Origin of the sequence: [Clostridium] cellulosi (assembly GCF_036762875.1) — a bacterium.
Classification (GTDB): domain Bacteria; phylum Bacillota; class Clostridia; order Oscillospirales; family Ethanoligenentaceae; genus Ruminiclostridium_D; species Ruminiclostridium_D cellulosi.
Genome location: NZ_JBAIZF010000017.1, coordinates 45322 through 65977, shown reverse-complemented (window position 1 = coordinate 65977; position 20656 = coordinate 45322). Strand labels below are relative to the sequence as shown.

The window sequence follows — 20656 nt, the reverse complement described above, 5'->3', positions numbered from 1 at the left end:
TATCTGACATGGTACGTAACCTCCTTTGGTTGGTATTTTGTGTGCTAACTTAATTCTACCAAACGGTTACGTCCATGTCATTTTTATTGGACTTCTATGAATTTGCGAAAAATATTATACTTTATCTTTTAATCTAATATAATTATTATAAATTAATTAAGTTTTATTGTCTACATAACTGCACTAATCCAATAATAAATTGTCGGAAATTTTTGTGCATAATTTGTGCGCATTTTTCAGAAAACCCGCCTCTTTAAGTCCCATAAAAATTTTTATGCCGCCCGCAGCCTGTTTTTATTGCCGCAGCAAAAATGCAATAAAATCACAGCAGCAGTGTTTTTTATCCGCTCATAACTACATTTATAATTGCAAATTTCAGCGGTTTGAAGTAAAATCCTATTAAAAGCTTTGGTTAAATTAATTGTCATTGAAATATTCAGTATAAAGAGATGGGAACTATGAAAGAGCAAATTATTAAAAATAACCCCGACGTCCAAAATTTTATCAACAAGGCAATAAAAATGGGGGCGGCTGACGCCGTTTTGTTTGAAATCGATGACATTGTTTTTGACAGCAGGACACTGCTCAAATGTATGTTCGGGTGCAACGACTGGGGAAAAAACCATACCTGTCCGTCAAGGCCGGGCTTTCCTATGCCATGGGAATTCGAAAAAATCTTAAGACGGTATTCTTACGGCATTATCATACATACCCATGACAAAAAGCTGAGCCAGAAAATCTCATATGAATTGGAGCGCAGCGCTTTTTTAGCGGGCTATTATCTTGCATTCTCCCTCAGCGACTGTTCAAGCTGCGAAACCTGTTCATGTGTCGAGGGAAAGGAGTGCCGTTTCCCCAAAACCGCAAGGCCTGCGTTTCACTCCGTAGGCATTGATGTTTTTAAGACTGTTCGAAGCCTCGGGCTGCCTATAGATGTGCTTCAAAACGATACCCAGGAGCAAAACTGGTATTCCGCTGTATTTATTGAATGATAATGAAAATTTTCATAAATCTTATTTTTTCCGTTTCATTTGCTTCTATTGGTAGTATAATATTTATATAATTTAAAAACTGTAATAAATTGACAGAGGTAAAAGAACATGGCTCTTAACAAAATCGAACTTCATAAATACAGCCTTGCGGAGGAACTTATCAACGCCATCTCCCACGGTATCGGGGCAGCGTTGGCAATTGCCGCACTGGTTGTCGCGACAGTATTCTCTGCCCTGCATAATAACGCGTGGTGCACAGTCAGCGTAGTTATCTATTGCTCCACACTCATATTGCTCTATCTTAACTCGACTATATATCACAGTTTAAGGCCAAACGCAGGCAAAAAGGTAATGCGGGTCCTCGACCACTGCACTATATATCTTCTTATTGCGGGAACATATACCCCCTTTACGCTGGTACCTTTAAGAGGTGCGCTCGGCTGGACACTGTTCGGCATAGTCTGGGGTGCCGCCGCTTTGGGTATCACGCTGACAGCAGTCAACCTTAAAAAGTTCGCCAAATTCTCGATGATATGCTATATCATCATGGGATGGGCGATAATCGTCGCCATAAAGCCGCTCATTTCGCGCATGGCTATGCCCGGGCTGCTGCTGCTTCTCGCCGGAGGTATTCTCTATACAATAGGCGCTGTACTCTATCTCATCGGCAGGCGCAAAAAATTCATCCACTCCGTCTGGCACTTCTTTGTGGTCGGCGGCAGTATCCTGCACTATTTCTCAATTTTGTTCTATATTGTGCTCGCAAAACCGGTTTAAGCAGCGCATAACATTAGCACTAATATGTAAACCCCGTCAGTTAACGCTGACGGGGATTATTTTTCAACAATATAAACGGCCGTCGTGCCGCAATGGGTCTTCGATAAGCGTTGCCAACTGGAACTCATGGTAATGCCCGTCGTTTAGTGAAGTAAAGCCCTTGACAAAATGCACATGCTTGCCGTTGCCGACAGGAATCGCGGGGCCTGTAAAAGCCCTTATAAAATGAAAATGACCGAAGAAATCGGTTCTCACAAATATTGCGTGCTTATGGTCGCCATACGGCAGCGGAATGGCCTCTCCTGACACTCCTGCAAATCTATGGTTATGGCACTCAACGCCTTTCTCAGCAATTTTTGTGCTGCCCATAAATTCATGCGTATGAGTCTGCATTTCGCGCCCATGTCCGTATGGTGCACACCGAGCCTCGCAATCATATGCGTACTTGTCCCAATATGACTGCTTGTACAAAGCAATCACCCCCTTCATACCATTATATGAATGAAATGGGACAAGGTACTTATTGCACATATAACAGAGCACCCCTGGCCAAAAGCCTTTGGTCAGGGGTGCTTTTACCGCTTTTTTATTCGATTACTGCTGATTTGCTTCTTCAACGGCAAGGCGTCTTTGCTTGTTGAGGTAAGCCAAAAGCTCCTCGCAGATTTTTTCCCTGTTGCGCCTGTATGTTCTGACATACTCGTGAACAGTATAGTTGCTGTCTTCAATAATAAATGCGGCTCCGTCGGCGATGTCGATAACGTTGAATCCCTCAAACTGGTCGTCCAAGTACATATCGAGGATATCCTCGCAAAGCTCGTCAAATTCGCCGTCAGCATTGTTCTCTTCACTGTATAGGTCATTGAGCTCAAATGCGATATACAAAAGGTTCATTCTGATAAAAGTGTCTTCTCCGTTCGCTTCCGCGAACTTCTTGTATTCGACACTCGGGATAAAAGCTTCCTCCGCCATTTTATCTTCTCCTTACGGATCTATTTCCATTGATTTTCAAATGTAATTATAAATTAAAAGGACATTTCTGTAAACAAATTTTTGGATTCATTTTAAATTTTTCTTTTGCGGGCGGTCATCTATGCATAAAACGCGCCTGTTATAAGAGCAAAACAAAAAATAATGGTGTACGGACATTTGCCCGCACACCACTGAACTGCAAATTATCCAAGAACAACTGTTGCAGTGTGCTTTTTGCCGTCAGCAAAGACCGGTAGGATATTGCTTTCTGCCTTTTTGCCGTCGATGGTAACCTCTTTTACACCCTTGCAGACGCCGTTCGGGTTCTTTACAGTTATAACATAATCAGCGTTTCTGAAATGCCTTGTGACGGTGTATTCCTTCATATCAGACGGGATGCAGGGGTCAATCTTCAATCCGTCGTAATCAGGCTTGATACCGAGGATGAACTGGGATATAGCTACAAAGTTCCAAGCCGCGGTACCAGTCAGCCATGAGTTTTTGGCCTGTCCGAAAAGTTTTGCGTCTTTGCCAGCAACCATCTGAGAGTAAACATAAGGCTCCAGCTTGTGGATTTCGCTGATATCCTCGATATAGGCCGGGGCTATCTTCTTATAAAGCTCAAATGCCCTGTCGCCGCGGCCAATAGTCGCTTCAGCCGCCATTATCCACGGATTGATGTGGCAGAAGATACCCGCGTTCTCCTTGTATCCCGGCGGATAGCTCGAGATTTCTCCAAGCGCAGGTGAATACTTAGTATAAGCTGGGGTTAACAGCACACAGCCGTATTTTGTATCGAGGTACTTTTTGACCGAGTCAAGTGCCTTTTTTGCCTCTCCGGTTTTAACGCCGATACCGGCCATTACGCACATACCTTGAGGCTCTAAGAAAATCTTGCCCTCTTCACATTCCTTTGAGCCGACCTTTTTGCCGAAGCTGTCATATGCACGCAAGAACCATTCACCGTCATAGCCATACTTCAGCACCGCTTCTTCCATCTTGTCGATGTATTGCTGTGCCTTTTTAGCTTCATCGTTATACCCCATGCGCCGGCAAAGCTCAACAAAGTCAGGGCCGGCATAAACAAACATACCGCCGACGAGCACTGACTCAGCGACTTTGCCCTCCGTATTTGTTGTGGTCTGGAACGATTCGCCCGGCTCCGTTGAGAAGCAGTTGAGGTTAAGGCAGTCGTTCCAGTCGGCACGGCCGATAAGCGGCAGCCCGTGGGGGCCGAGGTTGTTTATAACATGATAGAACGAGCGGCGCAGATGTTCAAACAGCGGAGCGGCCAGCTTTTCGTTATTGTCAAACGGCACATTTTCTTTGAGTATATCAAAATCGCCTGTCTCTTTTATATAAGCGGCGACAGAAATGATAAGCCACAGCGGGTCATCGCTGAAGTTGCCGCCGATGGCGTTGTTGCCCTTTTTAGTAAGGGGCTGATACTGGTGGTATGCGCCGCCGTCCTCGAGCTGTGTCGCGGCAAGGTCGAGGATACGCTCCCGGGCGCGTGTCGGAATCTGATGGACGAATCCGAGCAAATCCTGGTTTGAATCGCGGAATCCCATGCCGCGGCCGACACCAGACTCAAAATATGAAGCGCTGCGCGACATATTGAAAGTGACCATGCACTGATACTGGTTCCAGATGTTGACCATGCGGTTGAGCTTGTCATCCGGGCTGTCGATATGGAACTGGGTGAGCAGGCTGCTCCAATAGTCGTTCAGCTCGGCAAAGGCCTTGTCCGCTTTTTCTGTAGTGTTGAACCGCTCAATTAGCTCATGGGCGGGGGCCTTGTTCAAGCTGCCGTCAGGCATGAATTTTTTATCCGCAGGATTTTCGCAGTAACCGAGTATGAATATCAGTTCCTTTTCCTCACCGGCCGCAAGCACAACCTCTACATTATGTGACGCTATAGGCGACCAGCCGTCTGCAACGGAGTTGAAGGACTTGTTTCGCGTTACCGCGTCAGGATTGTTCAGCCCGTTGAACTGTCCGAGGAATGTGTCCCTGTCCGTATCAAAGCCCCTGATGTCCGCATTTACATGGTAAAATGCAAAATGGTTGCGGCGCTCGCGGTATTCGGTCTTATGATAAAGCGTCGAGCCTTCAATTTCAACTTCTCCGGTGCTGAAATTGCGCTGGAAATTGCGGTCGTCATCGTTGGCGTCCCACAAGCACCACTCTATAAAGGAATATACATTGAACTTTTTGTTCTTTGAACCTACATTTTTGAGCTTGAGCCTTTGGATTTCACAGTTTGCATTTATCGGAACAAAAAATGTTACCTGAGCTTCGATATCGTTTTTCCGCCCTGTGATTATTGTATAGCCCAGGCCGTGACGGCACTCGTAGAAGTCGAGTTTGTTCTGAACGGGTTTGAAGCCGGGCGACCATATTTCACCGCCGTCATTTATATAAAAATATCTCCCGTTGCTGTCGACTGGAATATCATTGTATCGGAACCTTGTGATTCTGCGGAGACGTGCGTCTTTATAAAAGCTGTATCCACCGGCTGTATTTGAAATCAGCGAAAAAAATTCCTGTGTGCCAAGGTAATTAATCCATGGATAAGGAGTTTTGGGCGTATTTATAACATACTCCCGTCTTTTGTCGTCAAAATGGCCAAATCTCAAGTAAATCCCTCCGTAATCTTATATGTCACATTTCTTTAAATGATCTGTCTCCGAACTTTTCTAAAGTTAGGTTTATTTGGAGCCGGCAGCCAACTTTTACATCTATATATTCTATCATAACTGTTTCAAGAAAAAAACAATGCTTGATAAATTTCAATGATTTTTTTAAAAAATTGTAATATCCTGCTCATTTGTTCTCTGTAAATTCATTTCCGAGAATACCAATTTCAGTATCTGGCATACTTACAATGGAATCCAGCTTGCGCTGAATCTGACGGGTTCTTACGCCTACAAGCTTGTCCAGCTCGGTATTTGCCTGGGTCAATTTTTGCTGTGCAGACGCCAAAACATTTCCGAATTTTTCAAATTCAGTTTTAACGGCGCCCAGCACCGCCCAGACCTCGCTTGAACGCTTCTGGATTGCAAGCGTCCTGAATCCCATCTGCAGGCTGTTTAGGAAAGCTGCCATTGTCGTCGGCCCTGCCACCGTTATTTTATAATCCCGCTGAAGCACCTCGAAAAGTCCGCGCCTCGCTACTTCCGCGTATAGTCCCTCGAAAGGCAGGAACATAACCGCAAAATCAGTCGTGTTCGGCGTATCTATGTACTTATCCCTGATTTCCTTCGCAAACAGCTTTATACGGCGCTCAAGCGCTGCACCGGCAGCTTCAACCGCTTCAGGCACTCCGCTGTCATATGCGTCAATAAGCTGAGTATATGCGTCCGCCGGAAACTTAGCGTCAATAGGCAGCCATACGCTCCTGTCCCCTGTTCCCGGGAGTTTTACGGCATATTCGACGACGCAGTTGCTGCCCTTTTTGGTCGCGACGTTAGCACTGTATTGCTCAGGCGACAGTATTTCCTCAAGAATAGCCCCAAGCTGGACTTCACCCAGTACACCGCGTGTCTTTACGTTTGATAAAACTTTTTTCAGGTCGCCGACCCCGGCTGCCAGCGTCTGCATTTCCCCGAGCCCTTTATAAACCTGCTCGAGCCTGTCGCTGACAAGCTTGAACGACTGCCCTATTCTTTCATGGAGTGTTTTTTCAAGCTTTTCATCGACAGTCGAGCGCATTTCATCGAGCTTCTTCGCATTTTCCGCCTGAAGGGACGTAAGCCGTTCCTCAACGGTTGAACGTATCGCCTCCATCTTCTCTTCGCTGCGGGCCATGTTGGCGAAAAGCTGTGCGTCCATGCGTTTGAGCATTTCGGTAACAGTCTTTTGGAGCGTTTCCTGACGCAGCGAGAGCTGTGCGTTTAGCTCCGCAAGCCTTGTGTCCTGTACGGCCGCTGTACGGGAAATGCCGTTGCTCAGCACATCGCTCATCGATTTTACTATATTCTGTGTGGTCTGCTGGTTTTCCAGCCTCGCCTGCCTTAAATCATCGAGCATATCCCGGCGGATATCCTCAATCCGCTTCAATATATCCTTTTGGCTGTTTTCAGTCTTGACACGCCTGACAGCTATGAATGTTGCAAATGAAAAAATGAGCGAAATTGCGGAAAAAACAACTATTAAAATCAATAAAGTATCTTCCATTTTTACCTCTCTAAATAATTTTTTTACATCTATCTACATAAAAACCACAGTGAGTAGCTTTTGTCAAAGCTTATTTTACCACGATAGAATATTTATGTAAAATGTATGTATATTAAGCATTATAGACAATTTTTTAATCATATTATGTGCATTAATTATGCTAATCGTTTAAAAAGTTATTGAAAACTTCGTTGAATGCATATATACTATAAGTATGAAGTTTACATTCTTTTTTTGATTGCTTTCCCTTGCCAAATAGCATTTAAAAATTTCGGCACGGTCCTTTGGCATTATGGCGAATTTGTACCCCTGAACCTTAAAAAGCAGTTGTCGCAACACCGCTTTTACAAATTTGCAAGGCGAACCCGCCTTCCGCCGATTTGTCAGTTTACCGGCCGAATCGAAAGGTAGGTTTTTTGAGTGAAACAGTTCAGTTCGAAGGAAATAAGAAATGTTGTACTGTTAGGCCACGGTTCGAGTGGAAAAACCTCTCTTGCTGAAGCAATGCTATACGCTTCCGGAACAAGCCAGCGACTGGGCTCAATCGCTTCCGGAACAACCATCTGCGATTGTGACCCAGAGGAAATTCGGCGCCATATGTCGATTTTCCTGACAGTCGCCCCGATTGAATGGAATGGATGTAAAATCAATATTCTTGATGCCCCCGGACAGCCGGACTTTGAGGGTGAAGTGGTAGAAGGTCTGCGCGCCGCTGATTGCGCTGTAATAGCTGTCTCGGGAAAATCCGGTATTCATGTCGGGACAGAGCTTGCATGGGAAAAGGTAAGGGAAGCTCACATGCCAGCCGCGTTTTTTATCAGCAAGCTCGATGAGGAACAGGCTGATTTTTATAAAGTGCTGGAAGAGCTTAAATCTACCTTCGGAGCTGCTGTTTGCCCGCTGATTGTGCCTTTTGACGAAGGCGGAACTCTCACCTACATAAATATCATTACAAAGAAGGCATACAGATACGATAAAGGAAAACCAGCTGAAGTGCCTTTGCCGGATACAGGAAATAAACTCGACGAACTAATCGCTGCGATCAGCGAGGCGGTGGCCGAGACAAGCGACGAGCTTTTTGATAAATATTTTTCCGGAGAAGCTTTCACTGAAGAAGAACTTACCAACGGCATACTCAACGGATTCAGAGACGGCACCATCTCACCCGTATTTTGCGGTTCTTCCGTCACAGGCGCCGGCATTGATATGTTCCTTAACGGAATAACCTCACTTTTTCCAAGCGCGGACACGAAATACAAAGCAAAGGGCGCGGACGGCGGCGAGGTAACTCTCAATGCGTCTAATACCGAACCGCTCGCGGCGTTTGTTTTTAAAACTGTGGCCGACCCATATGTGGGCAAGCTCTCTTATGTTCGCGTCTATTCCGGCCAACTCAAGCCTGAAACCATCGTTGTCAATTCAAGAACAGGTAAACCTGAAAGAGTTGGCAAACTCTGCTTGCTGCGCGGCAAAAAGCAGATTGAAACTGCTGTAATAGGCCCCGGCGACATCGGCGCTATTGCTAAAATGAATACACCTAAGACCGGTGACACGCTCTGCGAACCGACAAAAGTCGTGTCACTGCCGGAAATCAGATTCCCGCGCCCATGCCTTTCCATGGCCATCAAGCCAGTGAAAAAGGGCGACGAAGAAAAGATTTCACTCGGGCTTCACCGCATTATGGAAGAGGACCAAACCATCACTTATGAAACCAATCCTGAAACAAGGGAACAGATTCTGTCTGGGCTCGGTGAACTACATATAGATATCACTGTATCAAAACTGAAATCGAAATTCGGTGCTGACGTAACGCTTTCCACTCCCGAAGTAGCCTATCGCGAAACAATCCGTAAAAAGGTTAAATGCGAGGGCAAACATAAAAAGCAGACCGGCGGTCATGGCCAGTATGGGCATGTTATCATTGAGTTTGAGCCTTCCGACAGCGAGGAACTGGTGTTTGAAGAAAAGGTGTTCGGCGGCTCTGTGCCTAAAAACTATTTCCCAGCCGTTGAAAAGGGGCTTCGCGAAGCTGTCAGCCACGGCGTCATAGCCGGTTATCCGGTCGTCAATATCAAAGCGACTTTGCTCGATGGGTCATACCATCCCGTCGATTCCTCTGAAATGGCCTTTAAGACAGCGGCGGCTCTCGCTTTAAAAGCAGCTCTCCCGCAGGCCTCACCTGTTTTGCTTGAGCCATATGGGCTGCTCAAGGTCAATGTCCAGGAAAGCGCGTTGGGTGACGTTATCGGAGAAATAAACAAGAGACGCGGACGGGTACTTGGCATGGACCACATTGAGGGAGGACGGGAAATCATACAGGCAGAAGCTCCTATCGCGGAAATGCATGATTTCAGCGTTTCCCTTCGTGCAATTACTCAAGGCAGAGGCAGCTTCACCTTTGAATTCTTGCGCTACGAGGAAGCTCCCCCGCAGGTAGCGCAGGCAGTTGCCGCCGCAAGATCTGCTCAGTCGGCAGGTTGACGTTTTGGGCTTCCGGTATTATCATTATCTTAATGGCGTTTCTCTATTAATACTTAACATTTCACGCTGGCCGGAGGTTCATATTTGATGAAATACTGTATAAGATGCGGCACGGCACTCGACGACAGCAGCCGTTTTTGCTCAAATTGCGGTTTAAAACAGCCTTTAATGGAAACCTGCTGCAGGCCAGCCGCATCTGGAGCGTTAGAAATAGCTCCTGTTGCACCTCAAGCCCAATCCAAACCCACTGCTCCGCCCAGAATCAAAGGCCAGTTGCCAATTTTAATCTGGAGCCTTATCCTCATACCGATTTTTAATCCAATAGGGACAGTACTCGGCGCGATTGCCTCGTTACTATGTCTTATTGCCGACACTGAAAAAGATCTGGACAGCGGGTTTGACAAAATTGACACAGCGCTGTATATGTGTATTATCGCGACAGTGTTTGATATTGGAACATTTGTCTTTTTCATAATTTTCATCATCATGGGTTTTCCCCAACATTAGGTAACAAAAATAAGGGCTGTATTACAGCGTTGATACAGCCCTTATTTTTGTGTATATCCGGCGGGGAGCTTATGTTTACTCAGCCCCCAATTTCTTATGCCGGCCGCATATTGGATGTTGTTCTGTTGCCCAAATTATTGATTTATTATCCTCAATGTTACATTGATACTCATGGGTGCTGCCTACTCTATATTCAATGATATATGGCCACGATTCGCGGTTTAATACACATATTCAAACGGCCTGATTGCAGATTACGGGCAGATAATCTCTGTATAAATCTTGCAGCAAAAACTGTACCTACGCAAAAAAAGGGGGAAGACAATTTTGAAAAAGATATTTGCCATCTTTATCGCCGCAGTCATGTTGTTGACATGCGGCTGTTCCGGCAGGACAAAACAGGAGAAAAGCGTTTCAGCAGCAAACCAGAACAATTCCGGCACTAACGATGTGTCTAATGCAAACTGGCCTACAAAGACGTGGAGTATCAGCACACCGGAAAAACAGGGTGTCAGCTCAGCCGGTCTTGAGGAAGCGGATAAACTCATAAAGGAAAACTACCCGAATGTCCGCAGTCTGCTTGTCGTAAGGCACGGATTTCTTATATACGAAAAATATTATAATGGGGCAGACAGAGACAAGGCAAATCCAGTTTATTCGGTCACAAAGAGTATTATGTCAGCTCTGACTGGAATAGCAATCGAGCAAAAGCTAATAAAAAATGTGGACCAGCCTGTCGGCGAATTGCTGCCAGAATATTTTAAGAAAATTGACAACCCGCGCAAAAAGGAAATCACGCTGAAAAATGCGCTTACAATGTCCGGCGGACTTGAAACCGTTGATAATAACTATGCAAGCTTTTTTACGAGCGATGATTGGCTTGCCTATACGCTGAAAAAGCCGATGACCGACAAGCCCGGAACAAAATTTGTATACAACACCGGTCTTACGCAGTTTTTATCCAATATCATCACGAAGGTTTCCGGCATGAACACAAAAGAATTTGCCGAGAAATACCTATTTTCAAAGATAGGTATAAACGCCGAGCACTGGGTAACTGACCCGAAAGGATACTATGGCGGCGGATATGGATTGTCCCTCACCCCGCGGGATATGGCTAAATTCGGATACCTGTACCTGAACAACGGAAAATGGGACGGTGAACAGGTTATCCCTCAGGAATGGGTGGAAGAATCAACGAAAAAGCATATTACCGCAAACGAGAGTAACGATTACGGATATCTGTTTTGGCTGAAAACACTGCATAATTCCGCCAATAACAAGGATTATTTCAGTTACAGGGCTGACGGCGCAGGCGGCCAGCTGATTGTTCAAATCCCTGAGCTGGATATGGTTGTAGTTGTTACCGCTGATGTCCAAGTCTCTTCTAAAAACGGCAAGGACACGCTATACATAGTTGAGAATTATGTATTGCCGTCGGTAGACCCCATCCAAGAAACATGACTTAAGATAAATTATGCCGCCGGTTTGACCGGCGGCATTTTGCTTGTTTGCTGATTCGCAAAGTTCTATGGTTCTCCCTATGAAAATCGGGAACAATAACACAGGGTGATTTTTTGAAGCAATATTATCATATAAAGGATTTGAACACCATCGGCAAGATTGAAAACGGCCGTGCATTTATATATGATAAGCAAAACGGGTGGGTGCCGGACAGCGAAAACAGGCTTATCGGATATAAAGAGGCGCCGAACGAACGGAAGGAATATATCATGAGCGCGCCGCCGGTTCTCACACTGATACAGGAAATCAGCGAGGAGGAAGCAAAGAGATTTATTGATTCAGGAGTAATTTGAGCCAATCAAGGAATGGTATATTAAAGCAAAAAGCCCTTGCAGATTCGTTTTCCAAACCTGCAAGGGCTTTTCTTTTTAGTCGCAACCTCAACTTGCACAGTGAGGATATAGACATCTTACTGCTGAGAATTTATGATTTCATTGGCCTGCTCTTCAGTAATTTTCTGAGCCAGGGCAGGAATCGGCGTATCGCCGTCGCTTGGCTGATTGCCAACCTTGCCTTGATATTCGGATACGCGGCTTCTTAAAAAGTTGTTGATGTCCTCCTGCCAAACATGTCTCCTCTTATCATACAAATAGGCTTTGCCGCGGTCTATTTTGCCGACGATATTATCTCCTTTGATTAAATAATACTGCAACAAACCACCAGCCTTTACTATATCTCGATTTATATATTTTCTCATTAGAACAAAATTATACCGGCGGTTTGAAAGCATTATTCATCAGTGCGGCGTTTGACAGAAAAGCCACGCAGTTTGATTTAATTAAATTTTCTCCGGCTCCTTGAACTCATAATCGAACAGCTCGACAGTTGCGGAGGCTATCTTCTGCTCCTTTATGGGCCTGTCGCGGTAGTCGACCTGTGTTTCGGCTATTTTGTCCACTTCGTCCATGCCTTCAATGACCCTGCCAAAGGCGGCATAGCTTCCGTCAAGGTGGGGTGCGTCCTGATGCATAATGAAAAACTGGGAACTCGCCGAGTCAGGATTTGCGGCCCTTGCCATGGATATGACTCCGCGCTTATGCTTTAGTTTATTATCATAGCCATTTAAAGCAAACTCTCCGCGGATGTTATAGCCTGCCCCGCCTGTCCCTGTTCCATACGGGCAGCCGCCCTGTATCATAAAGCCTTTGATTACCCTGTGAAAAATCAGCCCGTCATAGAATTTTTTATTGACAAGCGAAATAAAGTTATTGACGGTGTTTTCTGCGTATTCGGGCAGCAATTCAATCTTTATCTGGTTTCCGTCTTCCATCGTAATTGTTACAATCGGATTCTTACTCATAACTATTGCCTCTTTCTTTTTATTGCTATTAAATCGGTGAACATAATACTCAAATTGTCTGAATTATAGCATGGCAGGGACAAAATGTAAACCTTGCTCTAAATTTTTTCTGCTTCATATCACGCGCTCAAATTTAACAAATACGTTTTCAAACACTATAATTAAAAGCTTTCTGCAGATAATATATGTAATACTGGCTAACGGAGTGTATTTTATTGGGCAAAGGATTTAATAGAAACAGGCTTATTATAATGTCCCTGGGGAATATTATAGGCTCCGGCATTTTTCTCGGGAGTTCAACAGTAATCTCAGTCGCCGGACCTGCCGCTCTGCTCTCCTATTTAGCGGGCGGTATTATAATGGCGTTTGAAGTAATGTTCATAACAGAAATGTGCGTTATCAACCCTGCCCCAGGCGCTTTCAGGGTTCACGCTTCTGAAATCTTCGGTTCTTGGATTGGATTCGTAAACGGCTGGATGTTCTGGTGCAGCGGTATATTGGGCATGGCAAGCGAAGTGGCCGCTGCGGCCATCTTTACGCAGTTCTGGTTCCCTAAAATCCCGCTGTGGGTATTCTGCATTATCTACGCTGCTGTCATGGCAGTTATCAACCTGAATGATTTAAAAGGGCTCAGCAGTATTGAAATGGTTCTTGCGTCCGTCAAAGTAATCGCCCTTATTCTGTTTATAATTTTCGGTTTTTTGACACTGATTGGAGTAATCAATGCCGGTTCCTTCAAAATCTACAACCCGTTCTCGTCTTATAAAAGTTTTATGCCGAATGGCCTTAAGGGCATATTTGCCTCTATGATTATGGTCATGTTCTCCTATACTGGTACCGGTATCATTGGCCTTGCCATTGCCGACACGGAAAACCCCGAAAAAAATGCGCCGGCGGCAATAACCATCATATCCTCTACCGTTCTGGCGCTTTATGTACTCTCAATTTTCTTTCTGCTCATTCTGACCCCTTGGAATACATTTTCATCTTTAGAAAGCCCATATGTCCAGATTATGAACCGCTTAAAAATCCCATTCTCGGACAGCATTCTCAACTTTATTGTCCTGTCGGCGGCGCTGTCCGGACTTAACTCATCAATGTATAGCTCATCGCGCATGCTCAATTCGCTGGCACGCGACGGGCAGGCCCCAAAACTGTTTTTAAAGACGAATAAAAACGGCGTTCCCGTATTTGCACTGGGATTGAGCAGCACAGTGCTGCTGTTAACCGCGATTCTTTCATATGTACTGCCGTCAAAGGTATTCGTCATTTTGGCGTCATCAAGCGGTTTTCTCGCGATGTTCAACTGGCTTACGATCTCGATAACCCATTATTTCTACAGGAAAAAGTGGCTTTCCAAGGATCCTGAAAGGGTAAAGTACAAGGCTCCCGGTTATCCATACAGCTCATTTGCCCTCATCACCCTGATACTCGCGATTTTCCTGACTTCTCCCCTTTATCCGGGACAAGTTTCCGGCCTTGTCGGGGGAATAGTGCTGCTGTCGATCCTCATATTATGCTATTTTGTTCTTAAAAAGTTCAAGGTTTTAAAGTGAATATCGCAGCCGATGCCCACTGTTCATTCAAACAGTGGGCAAAACTATTGATTACATAACGGAAGCAGTTTGTATGGTATAGAACATCGGAAATGTACTACGCTTAATAAAGTCCTGCGCAGTATGTGCCGCTCGATACTGAAGTACGGAAATGTCCCATAATTTCCGCGGCATGATTGGATTAATTAATAGGTTATGTTGACAAGCGGATATCTTAACCTATTATGTCGAAGTTTTGATTTACTTGTAATAAACGTAAATAAGTGATAAAATAGCTAATTAGTTTACTAAACGCTTTTCAAAAAGTGAGTATCGAAAGTGAGTTCCATTGGTCAATAAACTTAAAAACTTTACTTTTAAAATATTAACACGCTGGTTTTCAGGCGAATCTATAGATTACAAACAGGTTATAGCTATTTTCTTGCCTGTTTTGATTGATCAGGCCTTTGTCATCTGCTTAAACCTTCTTAATACGGCAATGATAAGCACCTCCGGTGTAGCAGCAGTAAGCGCCGTAAATATGGTTGACTCCTTAAACATATTCCTTATAAATGTTTTTGTTGCGCTCGCCACCGGGGGTACCGTTGTTGTTGCTCAATATAAGGGCAGCGGCAACGAAAAAATGGTCTCAAAATCCGCTGCCGGCACTATCGGTTCAGTGTTTCTGCTGGCACTGGCGATAGGCGTTACCATCATTATATTTCACGACCAAATCCTCGGGCTGCTGTTCGGCAAAGCCGCCCCCGATGTTTTTGCCAACGCGAAGATTTACATAATTGGCAGCTGCGCCTCATACTGCGGAATTGGTACTGTGGAATCAGTCTGCGGTGCTTTGAGAGGTATAGGTGAAACGCGTTCCTCGCTTATCATGTCGCTGACAATGAATCTGTCGTATGTGTTCTTCAATTTTATTTTCATAAATACCTTACATATGGGTATTTACGGAATGGTAATTTCGATTAATATTGCGCGTTATCTCGCTGCCGCGCTTGCAATCCTATATGTCGTCCGGTTAGGAAATAACCTTCGCGTTCAGTTCATAGATATTATCAAATTTGATTTTTCCATGCTGAAAAGGATATTTTTCATCGGACTGCCTTTTGCAGCGGAACAAATGTTCTTTAACGGCGGTAAGATATTAACACAGACCTTCATCGTCAGCCTTGGTACATATGCCATTGATACAAATGCTATCGCAGGCTCGATGGCCGCACTGTCTCAGATTCCGGCAAACGCGATGTCGCTGACTATCGTTACTGTCGTCGGGCAATGTATGGGCAGACGCGATGTAAAAGACGCGCGCAAATTTGTCAAATCCTTTGTAACTGCCTCTTCAATTTCATTTATCCTTATGTCTATGATAATCTTCCCGCTGTATTATCCAATAGTATCCCTCTTCCACCCGCCGGCCGAGATTGTGCCAGATATTTTAAGTATCCTTATAATCAATGCAATCGCGCAGACACTTCTATGGTCGGCCGCCTTTATCACCCCTTCGGCTCTCAGAGCCGCCGGCGATTCAAGATTCACCTCCATAATGGCGATGCTCTCGATGTGGTTCTTCAGGGTTGTAATGGGCTATGTATTGGGCATTATTCTTCACTTAGGTGTCAACGGCGTATGGCTTGCCATGGACCTTGAATGGGCTGTGCGCGGTATCATTTTTATGTCGCGTTTTCGCGGCAAAAAGTGGTATAAGCACCACGTTATTGATTAAAATTAAACTTTGTCTTTTAGCCGCACGATGACTGTTGATGTCGTCGTGCGGCTTTTGCTATTTATCTTCATGTATAGTAAATTTGCATAATTCGCCATATTTATCTATTGAAATTTTTGTCTTATAATTCTATAATATAATTGTTTTCAATTTTATGGAAATTATTTAAAAGGAGGCTATGGATTTTTTAAAGGGAAGATTTCAAGATTTTAGGAGGGAGCTCATGATAGGACATTTTAAAAGGCGCATTTTACCTGTAATTTTGTCTCTGGCACTTGTCTTTTGCCTGATTCCCGCGTCTGTCAGGGCTGATTCCGGAAGTACATATACTCACCTGATAGGTGCGGCGAATGTAGAAAAGCCTTCAGTCGGCGGTATGCTTCAGGTTCTTGAGAAAAACGGCCAGAAAATGCTTTGCGACCAAAATGGAAATCCTATTCAACTGCGCGGCATGAGCACACATGGCCTGCAGTGGTATCCCGAAATTCTCAATGACAACGCATTCGCGGCCTTATCAAACGACTGGGGCTGCAACGTCATACGTCTTGCCCTTTATGTCGGCGAAAACGGTTACGCCACTAATCCTAATTTGAAACAAAAGGTGATCGACGGCATTAATCTAGCCATTAAGAACGATATGTATGTTATCGTCGACTGGCACGTCTTGAATCCGGGCGACCCCAATGCCGCCGTTTATTCCGGCGCTAAAGACTTCTTTAAATCCATCTCCCAACAATTCCCGAATAATAAATATATCTTATATGAACTATGCAATGAACCCTCGCCAACCTTACCTGGTGTCACAAACGACGCCGCTGGCTGGCAGGCGGTTAAATCCTATGCTGAACCTATTATAAAGATGCTGCGTGACAGCGGAAACAACAATATCGTTATTGTCGGCAGCCCGAACTGGAGTCAGCGCCCAGACCTTGCGGCAGACAACCCGATTAATGACGCCAATACCCTGTATTCGTTCCACTTCTACACGGGTACACATGATGTGTCCACAAATGATACCGACCGTTCAAACATTATGAGTAATGTCAGGTACGCTTTGAAACACGGTGTCGGCGTCTTTTGCTCAGAATTCGGCACAAGCGAAGCTTCGGGCGACAACGGCCCTTACCTTGACAAGGCCGATGCTTGGCTCGACTTTTTGAACGAGAACAACATCAGTTGGGTCAACTGGTCGCTGTCAAACAAAGGTGAAACTTCCGCGGCGTTTTTGCCTTATATTGCAGGCGTCAGCAACGGGACATCCCTTGACCCAGGAGACGATAAGCTTTGGACAGTAGAGGAACTGACTGTTTCCGGCGAATATGTCCGGGCAAGGATTAAAGGCATTGAATATCAACCGATTGACCGCACCAAAAAGAGTTTTTCCGAAAACGTATGGGACTTTGACGACGGGACGCTGCAGGGCTTTAATATTAACGGCGACAGCCCTGTAAAGTCTGTAGCTCTGTCAAACGTTTCGGGTGCTTTGCAGCTCACCGGACTCAGCGCCAGCAGCGATACATCCGAAAGCGGATTTTGGGGCAATGTTCGCATTTCAGCCGACACGACAACAAAATCCGCGGATATAAAAGGTGCTAATTCCATCTCAATTGACGTTATCGCGGACGCTCCGGCGACTGTAGCTATCGCCGCTGTCCCTCAAAGCAAATCTGCAGGCTGGGCAAACCCGACACGCGCTGTCTCGGTTACACCCGCTGACTTTGCAATACAGGCAGACGGCAAATACAAGGCTACGCTTAAAATTTCCTATACGGACGCGCCAAACCTTAAAAATATCGCCGAAGACGCGTCAGACAATACATTGACCAACCTGATCCTTTTCATAGGGTCTGATTCAGATACGATATCACTTGACAATATCACATTCTCAGGCAGCAGAGAGGTTGAGATACCGACGGTAAACCATGACCCGTTGGGCACTGCGACACTTCCTTCAACATTCGAGGATTCGACAAGGCAGGGCTGGACCTGGGATTCCAGTTCCGGCGTCAAAGGTTCGCTGACCATTAAAGACGCAAACGGCTCAAAGGCCTTGTCATGGGAGTGCACATATCCTGACACGAAACCTACCGACGGTTGGGCGTCGGCACCGCGCCTTATCCTGTCAAACATCAATACGACACGCGGCGAGAATAAGTATTTGGCCTTTGATTTCTATATAAAGCCTGACCGCGCAACGACAGGCAATATCATTATAAACCTCGCGTTTGCGCCGCCGTCCCTCGGCTATTGGGCCCAAGTCACAGAAACTGTGGCTATACCGCTCAACAAACTCGATACTTTGGAAAAAACACCTGACGGCCTTTATAAAGCCCACTGCGTGTTCGACCTTTCAAAAACTGACAAAGTCATTGACCCGGATACGCTGCTGCGTGATATTATAATCGTCGCGGCAGACGACATGAGCGATTTTTCCGGAACAATGTATCTCGACAACGTCACATTTACGAACAATGTCCCGGAACCAACGCCCGTAACTTACAATGTCACGACGGGGACAACTGCCGGCGGCACTATTTCAGTAAGCCCAAGCAAAGCAGCGCCGGGTACAACAATCACTGTAACGGTGAAACCCAACAGCGGTTATCGGCTCAAAGCCGGTTCGCTAAAATACAGCTTCAATGGCACTGTCAAGGCTATCGAGGGCAACAGTTTTGTCATGCCGGATTCAGATGTCATAGTGACCGCAGAATTTGAAAAGGTAGATAGCAGTGTCCCAAGTACGGATAACGGCAGCGGCAATAGCCCCACTGCGCCGGGTTCGTCTGAAAAGGGAGACAATGGTGTTCCAAATCCGAAAACCGGCAGCGATAACGGCGCCCCATTTGGTTTTGCAACTGCCGCAGTGATTTCCTCAAGCCTTGTCTATTTCCTCACGCGCAAAAAGAGAAAAACTATATAAGGCCTTAGCAAAATAATAAGGCGGGCGGCTTATTGCCGCCCGCCTTAACGTCTATATATAGGAAAGCTTATCTGACCATACGGCCTCTGCCGTCGGAACGCGCAATCCACTCAATATCCTCTACGCTTGCCGCCAGCATATCGCCCTCGATAGTGTGTTTGCAGCAGGCCGAGGCCGCCGCAAAGTCTATTGTTTCCTGACAGCTCTTGCCGCTTGTCAGACCGTAAATAAGCCCGGCGCTGAAAGCGTCACCGCCGCCTATTTTATCTATCATAAAAATGGAATAGGTGCGTGAATAATAACCTTTTCCGTCTTTGAACAGCATCGCAGAAAACTCATTTACCTCTCCGGAAATAGTTCTGCGCTTTGTTATAGCAACAGAGCCAACATTAAACTTATTCGCAAGCACTGAAGCAATCTCATCAAGCTCGTCGCTTTCTATGCCAAAAATCTCTTTTGCCTGATTCTCGTTTATAATCAGCACATCAATTCCTGTGATGAGGTCAGTCATTACCTTGCATGCCTCTTCAACTGACCACAGTTTTGAACGATAATTGAAGTCGCAGGAAATACGGACCCCAGCTTTTTTCGCGGCCTCAACGGCGCGCTTTGTAATCTCGGGCAAATTCCCGCCGAGCGCCGGGGTAATCCCTGAAAAATGGAACCATTCCGCTCCCTTGAAAATATCTTCAAAATCGTAATCATCAAGCCCAGAGAGGGAAAAATCAGAGTATTTGCGGTCATATACGACTTGAGGCGGGCGCTGTGAAGCGCCTTTTTCTGTGTAATATACGCCGAGGCGCCCGTTACCGCGTACGATTTTTGATGTATCTATACCCCAGTATTTAAGGTTTCTAATGCAGGATTCACCCAGCGGATTTTTAGGCAGCTTTGTGACATAAACTGAATCTTTGCCCCACTGTGCCAAAGCGGCGGCCGTATTGGCCTCGCTTCCGCCAAAATATGCCGTAAAGCTGGACGCCTGCATTATTCTCTGATATGACGGAGCCTGGAGTCTCATCATTATTTCGCCGAATGTTACTATTTTACCCATACCGTTCACCTACTTATAACGTTATTTCATACGTGCTTTAGCGACAGCTTCTACAAAACGCGCAGCCTTCTCTGTGACGATACTGTAATCCCCGCCGCATTTGGTCAGGTCGCTGCCCGAACCGACAGCAACAGCGCCGGCCTTTATCCATTCACCCGCGTTGTCGATACTTACACCGCCGGTCGGCATAAAGTCAGCCTGCGGCAGCGGCCCCTTGAACGCTTTGATGATAGACGGGCCGTAAGCATTTCCCGGAAACAGCTTGATTATCTGACAGCCATATTCAAGGGCAGTGACTGCCTCAGTCACCGTCATAACCCCCGGCACAACCGCTATGGCATAACGGTTGCACAGCTTTATTGTCTCCACATTTAGCGAAGGGCTGACGATAAACTGCGCTCCCGCCAGAATACAGATACGGGCGGTTTCAGGGTCGAGCACTGTTCCAGCCCCAATTAATACGTCGTCATTGTCGGCATATTTGGCAGCCACTTCTTTGATTATATCAACAGCACCCGGAACCGTCATTGTGATTTCAATAGCTCCAATTCCGCCGGCAACTGCGGCGTCAATAAGTTTTCCGGCCTCCGCCGCACTGCCGGCACGGATAACGGCGACTACACCGACTTTTTTTATCTTGCTGAATACTACGGCGCGATCCATGTCGTTTACCCCCA

General features: G+C 45.7%; 17 protein-coding genes. 9 read left to right on the top strand and 8 right to left on the bottom strand.

All coding sequences use genetic code 11. The features are described 5' to 3' along the window. Positions 1-458: 458 nt before the first annotated feature. Positions 459-992, top strand: coding sequence for a DUF2284 domain-containing protein (locus V6C21_RS04890; protein WP_051492419.1), 534 nt, complete (start codon positions 459-461; stop codon positions 990-992). 108 nt (positions 993-1100) lie between these two features. Then, on the top strand, positions 1101-1769 hold the full coding sequence (gene trhA / locus V6C21_RS04885) for a PAQR family membrane homeostasis protein TrhA (RefSeq protein WP_479268486.1): 669 nt from the start codon (positions 1101-1103) through the stop codon (positions 1767-1769). Between the two features lie 63 nt (positions 1770-1832). On the opposite strand, the gene V6C21_RS04880 is transcribed toward trhA, so the two are convergent. The 4 genes from V6C21_RS04880 to V6C21_RS04865 all read right to left on the bottom strand — a co-directional run bounded on the left by V6C21_RS04880 (position 1833) and on the right by V6C21_RS04865 (position 6920). Continuing rightward, on the bottom strand, positions 1833-2162 hold the full coding sequence (locus V6C21_RS04880) for a YmaF family protein (protein ID WP_034839343.1): 330 nt from the start codon (positions 2160-2162) through the stop codon (positions 1833-1835). 201 nt (positions 2163-2363) lie between these two features. Continuing rightward, on the bottom strand, positions 2364-2741 hold the full coding sequence (locus tag V6C21_RS04875) for a hypothetical protein (RefSeq protein ID WP_045085308.1): 378 nt from the start codon (positions 2739-2741) through the stop codon (positions 2364-2366). A gap of 203 nt (positions 2742-2944) precedes the next feature. After that, a complete protein-coding gene (locus V6C21_RS04870; protein ID WP_045085307.1) occupies positions 2945-5380 on the bottom strand; it encodes a glycoside hydrolase family 94 protein in 2436 nt (811 codons plus the stop codon). 187 nt (positions 5381-5567) lie between these two features. Next, positions 5568-6920 (bottom strand): DNA recombination protein RmuC, encoded by a 1353-nt coding sequence (locus V6C21_RS04865; protein WP_479268485.1) that lies wholly within the window; start codon positions 6918-6920, stop codon positions 5568-5570. A gap of 420 nt (positions 6921-7340) precedes the next feature. Between V6C21_RS04865 and V6C21_RS04860 the strand changes: the two genes are divergently transcribed. From V6C21_RS04860 to V6C21_RS04845, 4 genes are all read left to right on the top strand, one after another. After that, positions 7341-9401, top strand: coding sequence for an elongation factor G (locus tag V6C21_RS04860; RefSeq protein WP_479268484.1), 2061 nt, complete (start codon positions 7341-7343; stop codon positions 9399-9401). Positions 9402-9488: 87 nt separating this feature from the next. Continuing rightward, positions 9489-9908: a zinc ribbon domain-containing protein gene (locus V6C21_RS04855; protein WP_034838695.1), complete on the top strand. Its 420-nt coding sequence runs from the start codon at positions 9489-9491 to the stop codon at positions 9906-9908. A 327-nt stretch (positions 9909-10235) separates the two neighbouring features. Beyond that, on the top strand, positions 10236-11372 hold the full coding sequence (locus V6C21_RS04850) for a serine hydrolase domain-containing protein (protein WP_479268483.1): 1137 nt from the start codon (positions 10236-10238) through the stop codon (positions 11370-11372). A 113-nt stretch (positions 11373-11485) separates the two neighbouring features. Beyond that, positions 11486-11725, top strand: coding sequence for a hypothetical protein (locus tag V6C21_RS04845; protein WP_034838692.1), 240 nt, complete (start codon positions 11486-11488; stop codon positions 11723-11725). 116 nt (positions 11726-11841) lie between these two features. Here V6C21_RS04845 and V6C21_RS04840 read toward each other — a convergent pair whose 3' ends face one another. Next, the gene (locus tag V6C21_RS04840; protein WP_479268482.1) at positions 11842-12129 is read right to left on the bottom strand and encodes a hypothetical protein; all 288 of its coding nucleotides are present in this window, start codon (positions 12127-12129) and stop codon (positions 11842-11844) included. An 81-nt stretch (positions 12130-12210) separates the two neighbouring features. Beyond that, the gene (locus V6C21_RS04835) at positions 12211-12732 is read right to left on the bottom strand and encodes a peptidylprolyl isomerase (protein ID WP_034838687.1); all 522 of its coding nucleotides are present in this window, start codon (positions 12730-12732) and stop codon (positions 12211-12213) included. Positions 12733-12947: 215 nt separating this feature from the next. Here V6C21_RS04835 and V6C21_RS04830 point away from each other — a divergent pair, with 215 nt between their 5' ends. The 3 genes from V6C21_RS04830 (at position 12948) to V6C21_RS04820 (ending at position 18925) form a co-directional block, all read left to right on the top strand. Continuing rightward, positions 12948-14288, top strand: a complete 1341-nt coding sequence (locus tag V6C21_RS04830) for an amino acid permease (RefSeq protein WP_479268481.1) — start codon at positions 12948-12950, stop codon at positions 14286-14288. Positions 14289-14616: 328 nt separating this feature from the next. Further along, positions 14617-16005, top strand: coding sequence for an MATE family efflux transporter (locus tag V6C21_RS04825; protein WP_045085303.1), 1389 nt, complete (start codon positions 14617-14619; stop codon positions 16003-16005). 223 nt (positions 16006-16228) lie between these two features. Beyond that, positions 16229-18925 carry a carbohydrate-binding domain-containing protein gene (locus V6C21_RS04820; RefSeq protein ID WP_479268480.1) on the top strand — a complete coding sequence of 899 codons (2697 nt, stop codon included), beginning with the start codon at positions 16229-16231 and terminating at the stop codon, positions 18923-18925. 67 nt (positions 18926-18992) lie between these two features. On the opposite strand, the gene V6C21_RS04815 is transcribed toward V6C21_RS04820, so the two are convergent. Next, positions 18993-19979, bottom strand: coding sequence for a PfkB family carbohydrate kinase (locus tag V6C21_RS04815; protein ID WP_479268479.1), 987 nt, complete (start codon positions 19977-19979; stop codon positions 18993-18995). Positions 19980-20000: 21 nt separating this feature from the next. After that, on the bottom strand, positions 20001-20642 hold the full coding sequence (locus V6C21_RS04810; protein ID WP_479268478.1) for a bifunctional 2-keto-4-hydroxyglutarate aldolase/2-keto-3-deoxy-6-phosphogluconate aldolase: 642 nt from the start codon (positions 20640-20642) through the stop codon (positions 20001-20003). Between the last annotated feature and the right edge of the window lie 14 nt (positions 20643-20656).

Excerpts from the sequence above, each read along its gene's own strand:
- V6C21_RS04875 (WP_045085308.1), bottom strand. The coding sequence starts at position 2,741 with ATGGCGGAGGAAGCTTTTATCCCGAGTGTCGAATACAAGAAGTTCGCG.
- V6C21_RS04855 (WP_034838695.1), top strand. The coding sequence starts at position 9,489 with ATGAAATACTGTATAAGATGCGGCACGGCACTCGACGACAGCAGCCGT.
- V6C21_RS04865 (WP_479268485.1), bottom strand. The coding sequence starts at position 6,920 with ATGGAAGATACTTTATTGATTTTAATAGTTGTTTTTTCCGCAATTTCG.
- trhA (WP_479268486.1), top strand. The coding sequence starts at position 1,101 with ATGGCTCTTAACAAAATCGAACTTCATAAATACAGCCTTGCGGAGGAA.
- V6C21_RS04890 (WP_051492419.1), top strand. The coding sequence starts at position 459 with ATGAAAGAGCAAATTATTAAAAATAACCCCGACGTCCAAAATTTTATC.
- V6C21_RS04810 (WP_479268478.1), bottom strand. The coding sequence starts at position 20,642 with ATGGATCGCGCCGTAGTATTCAGCAAGATAAAAAAAGTCGGTGTAGTC.
- V6C21_RS04840 (WP_479268482.1), bottom strand. The coding sequence starts at position 12,129 with ATGAGAAAATATATAAATCGAGATATAGTAAAGGCTGGTGGTTTGTTG.
- V6C21_RS04835 (WP_034838687.1), bottom strand. The coding sequence starts at position 12,732 with ATGAGTAAGAATCCGATTGTAACAATTACGATGGAAGACGGAAACCAG.
- V6C21_RS04820 (WP_479268480.1), top strand. The coding sequence starts at position 16,229 with ATGATAGGACATTTTAAAAGGCGCATTTTACCTGTAATTTTGTCTCTG.
- V6C21_RS04880 (WP_034839343.1), bottom strand. The coding sequence starts at position 2,162 with ATGCAGACTCATACGCATGAATTTATGGGCAGCACAAAAATTGCTGAG.
- V6C21_RS04815 (WP_479268479.1), bottom strand. The coding sequence starts at position 19,979 with ATGGGTAAAATAGTAACATTCGGCGAAATAATGATGAGACTCCAGGCT.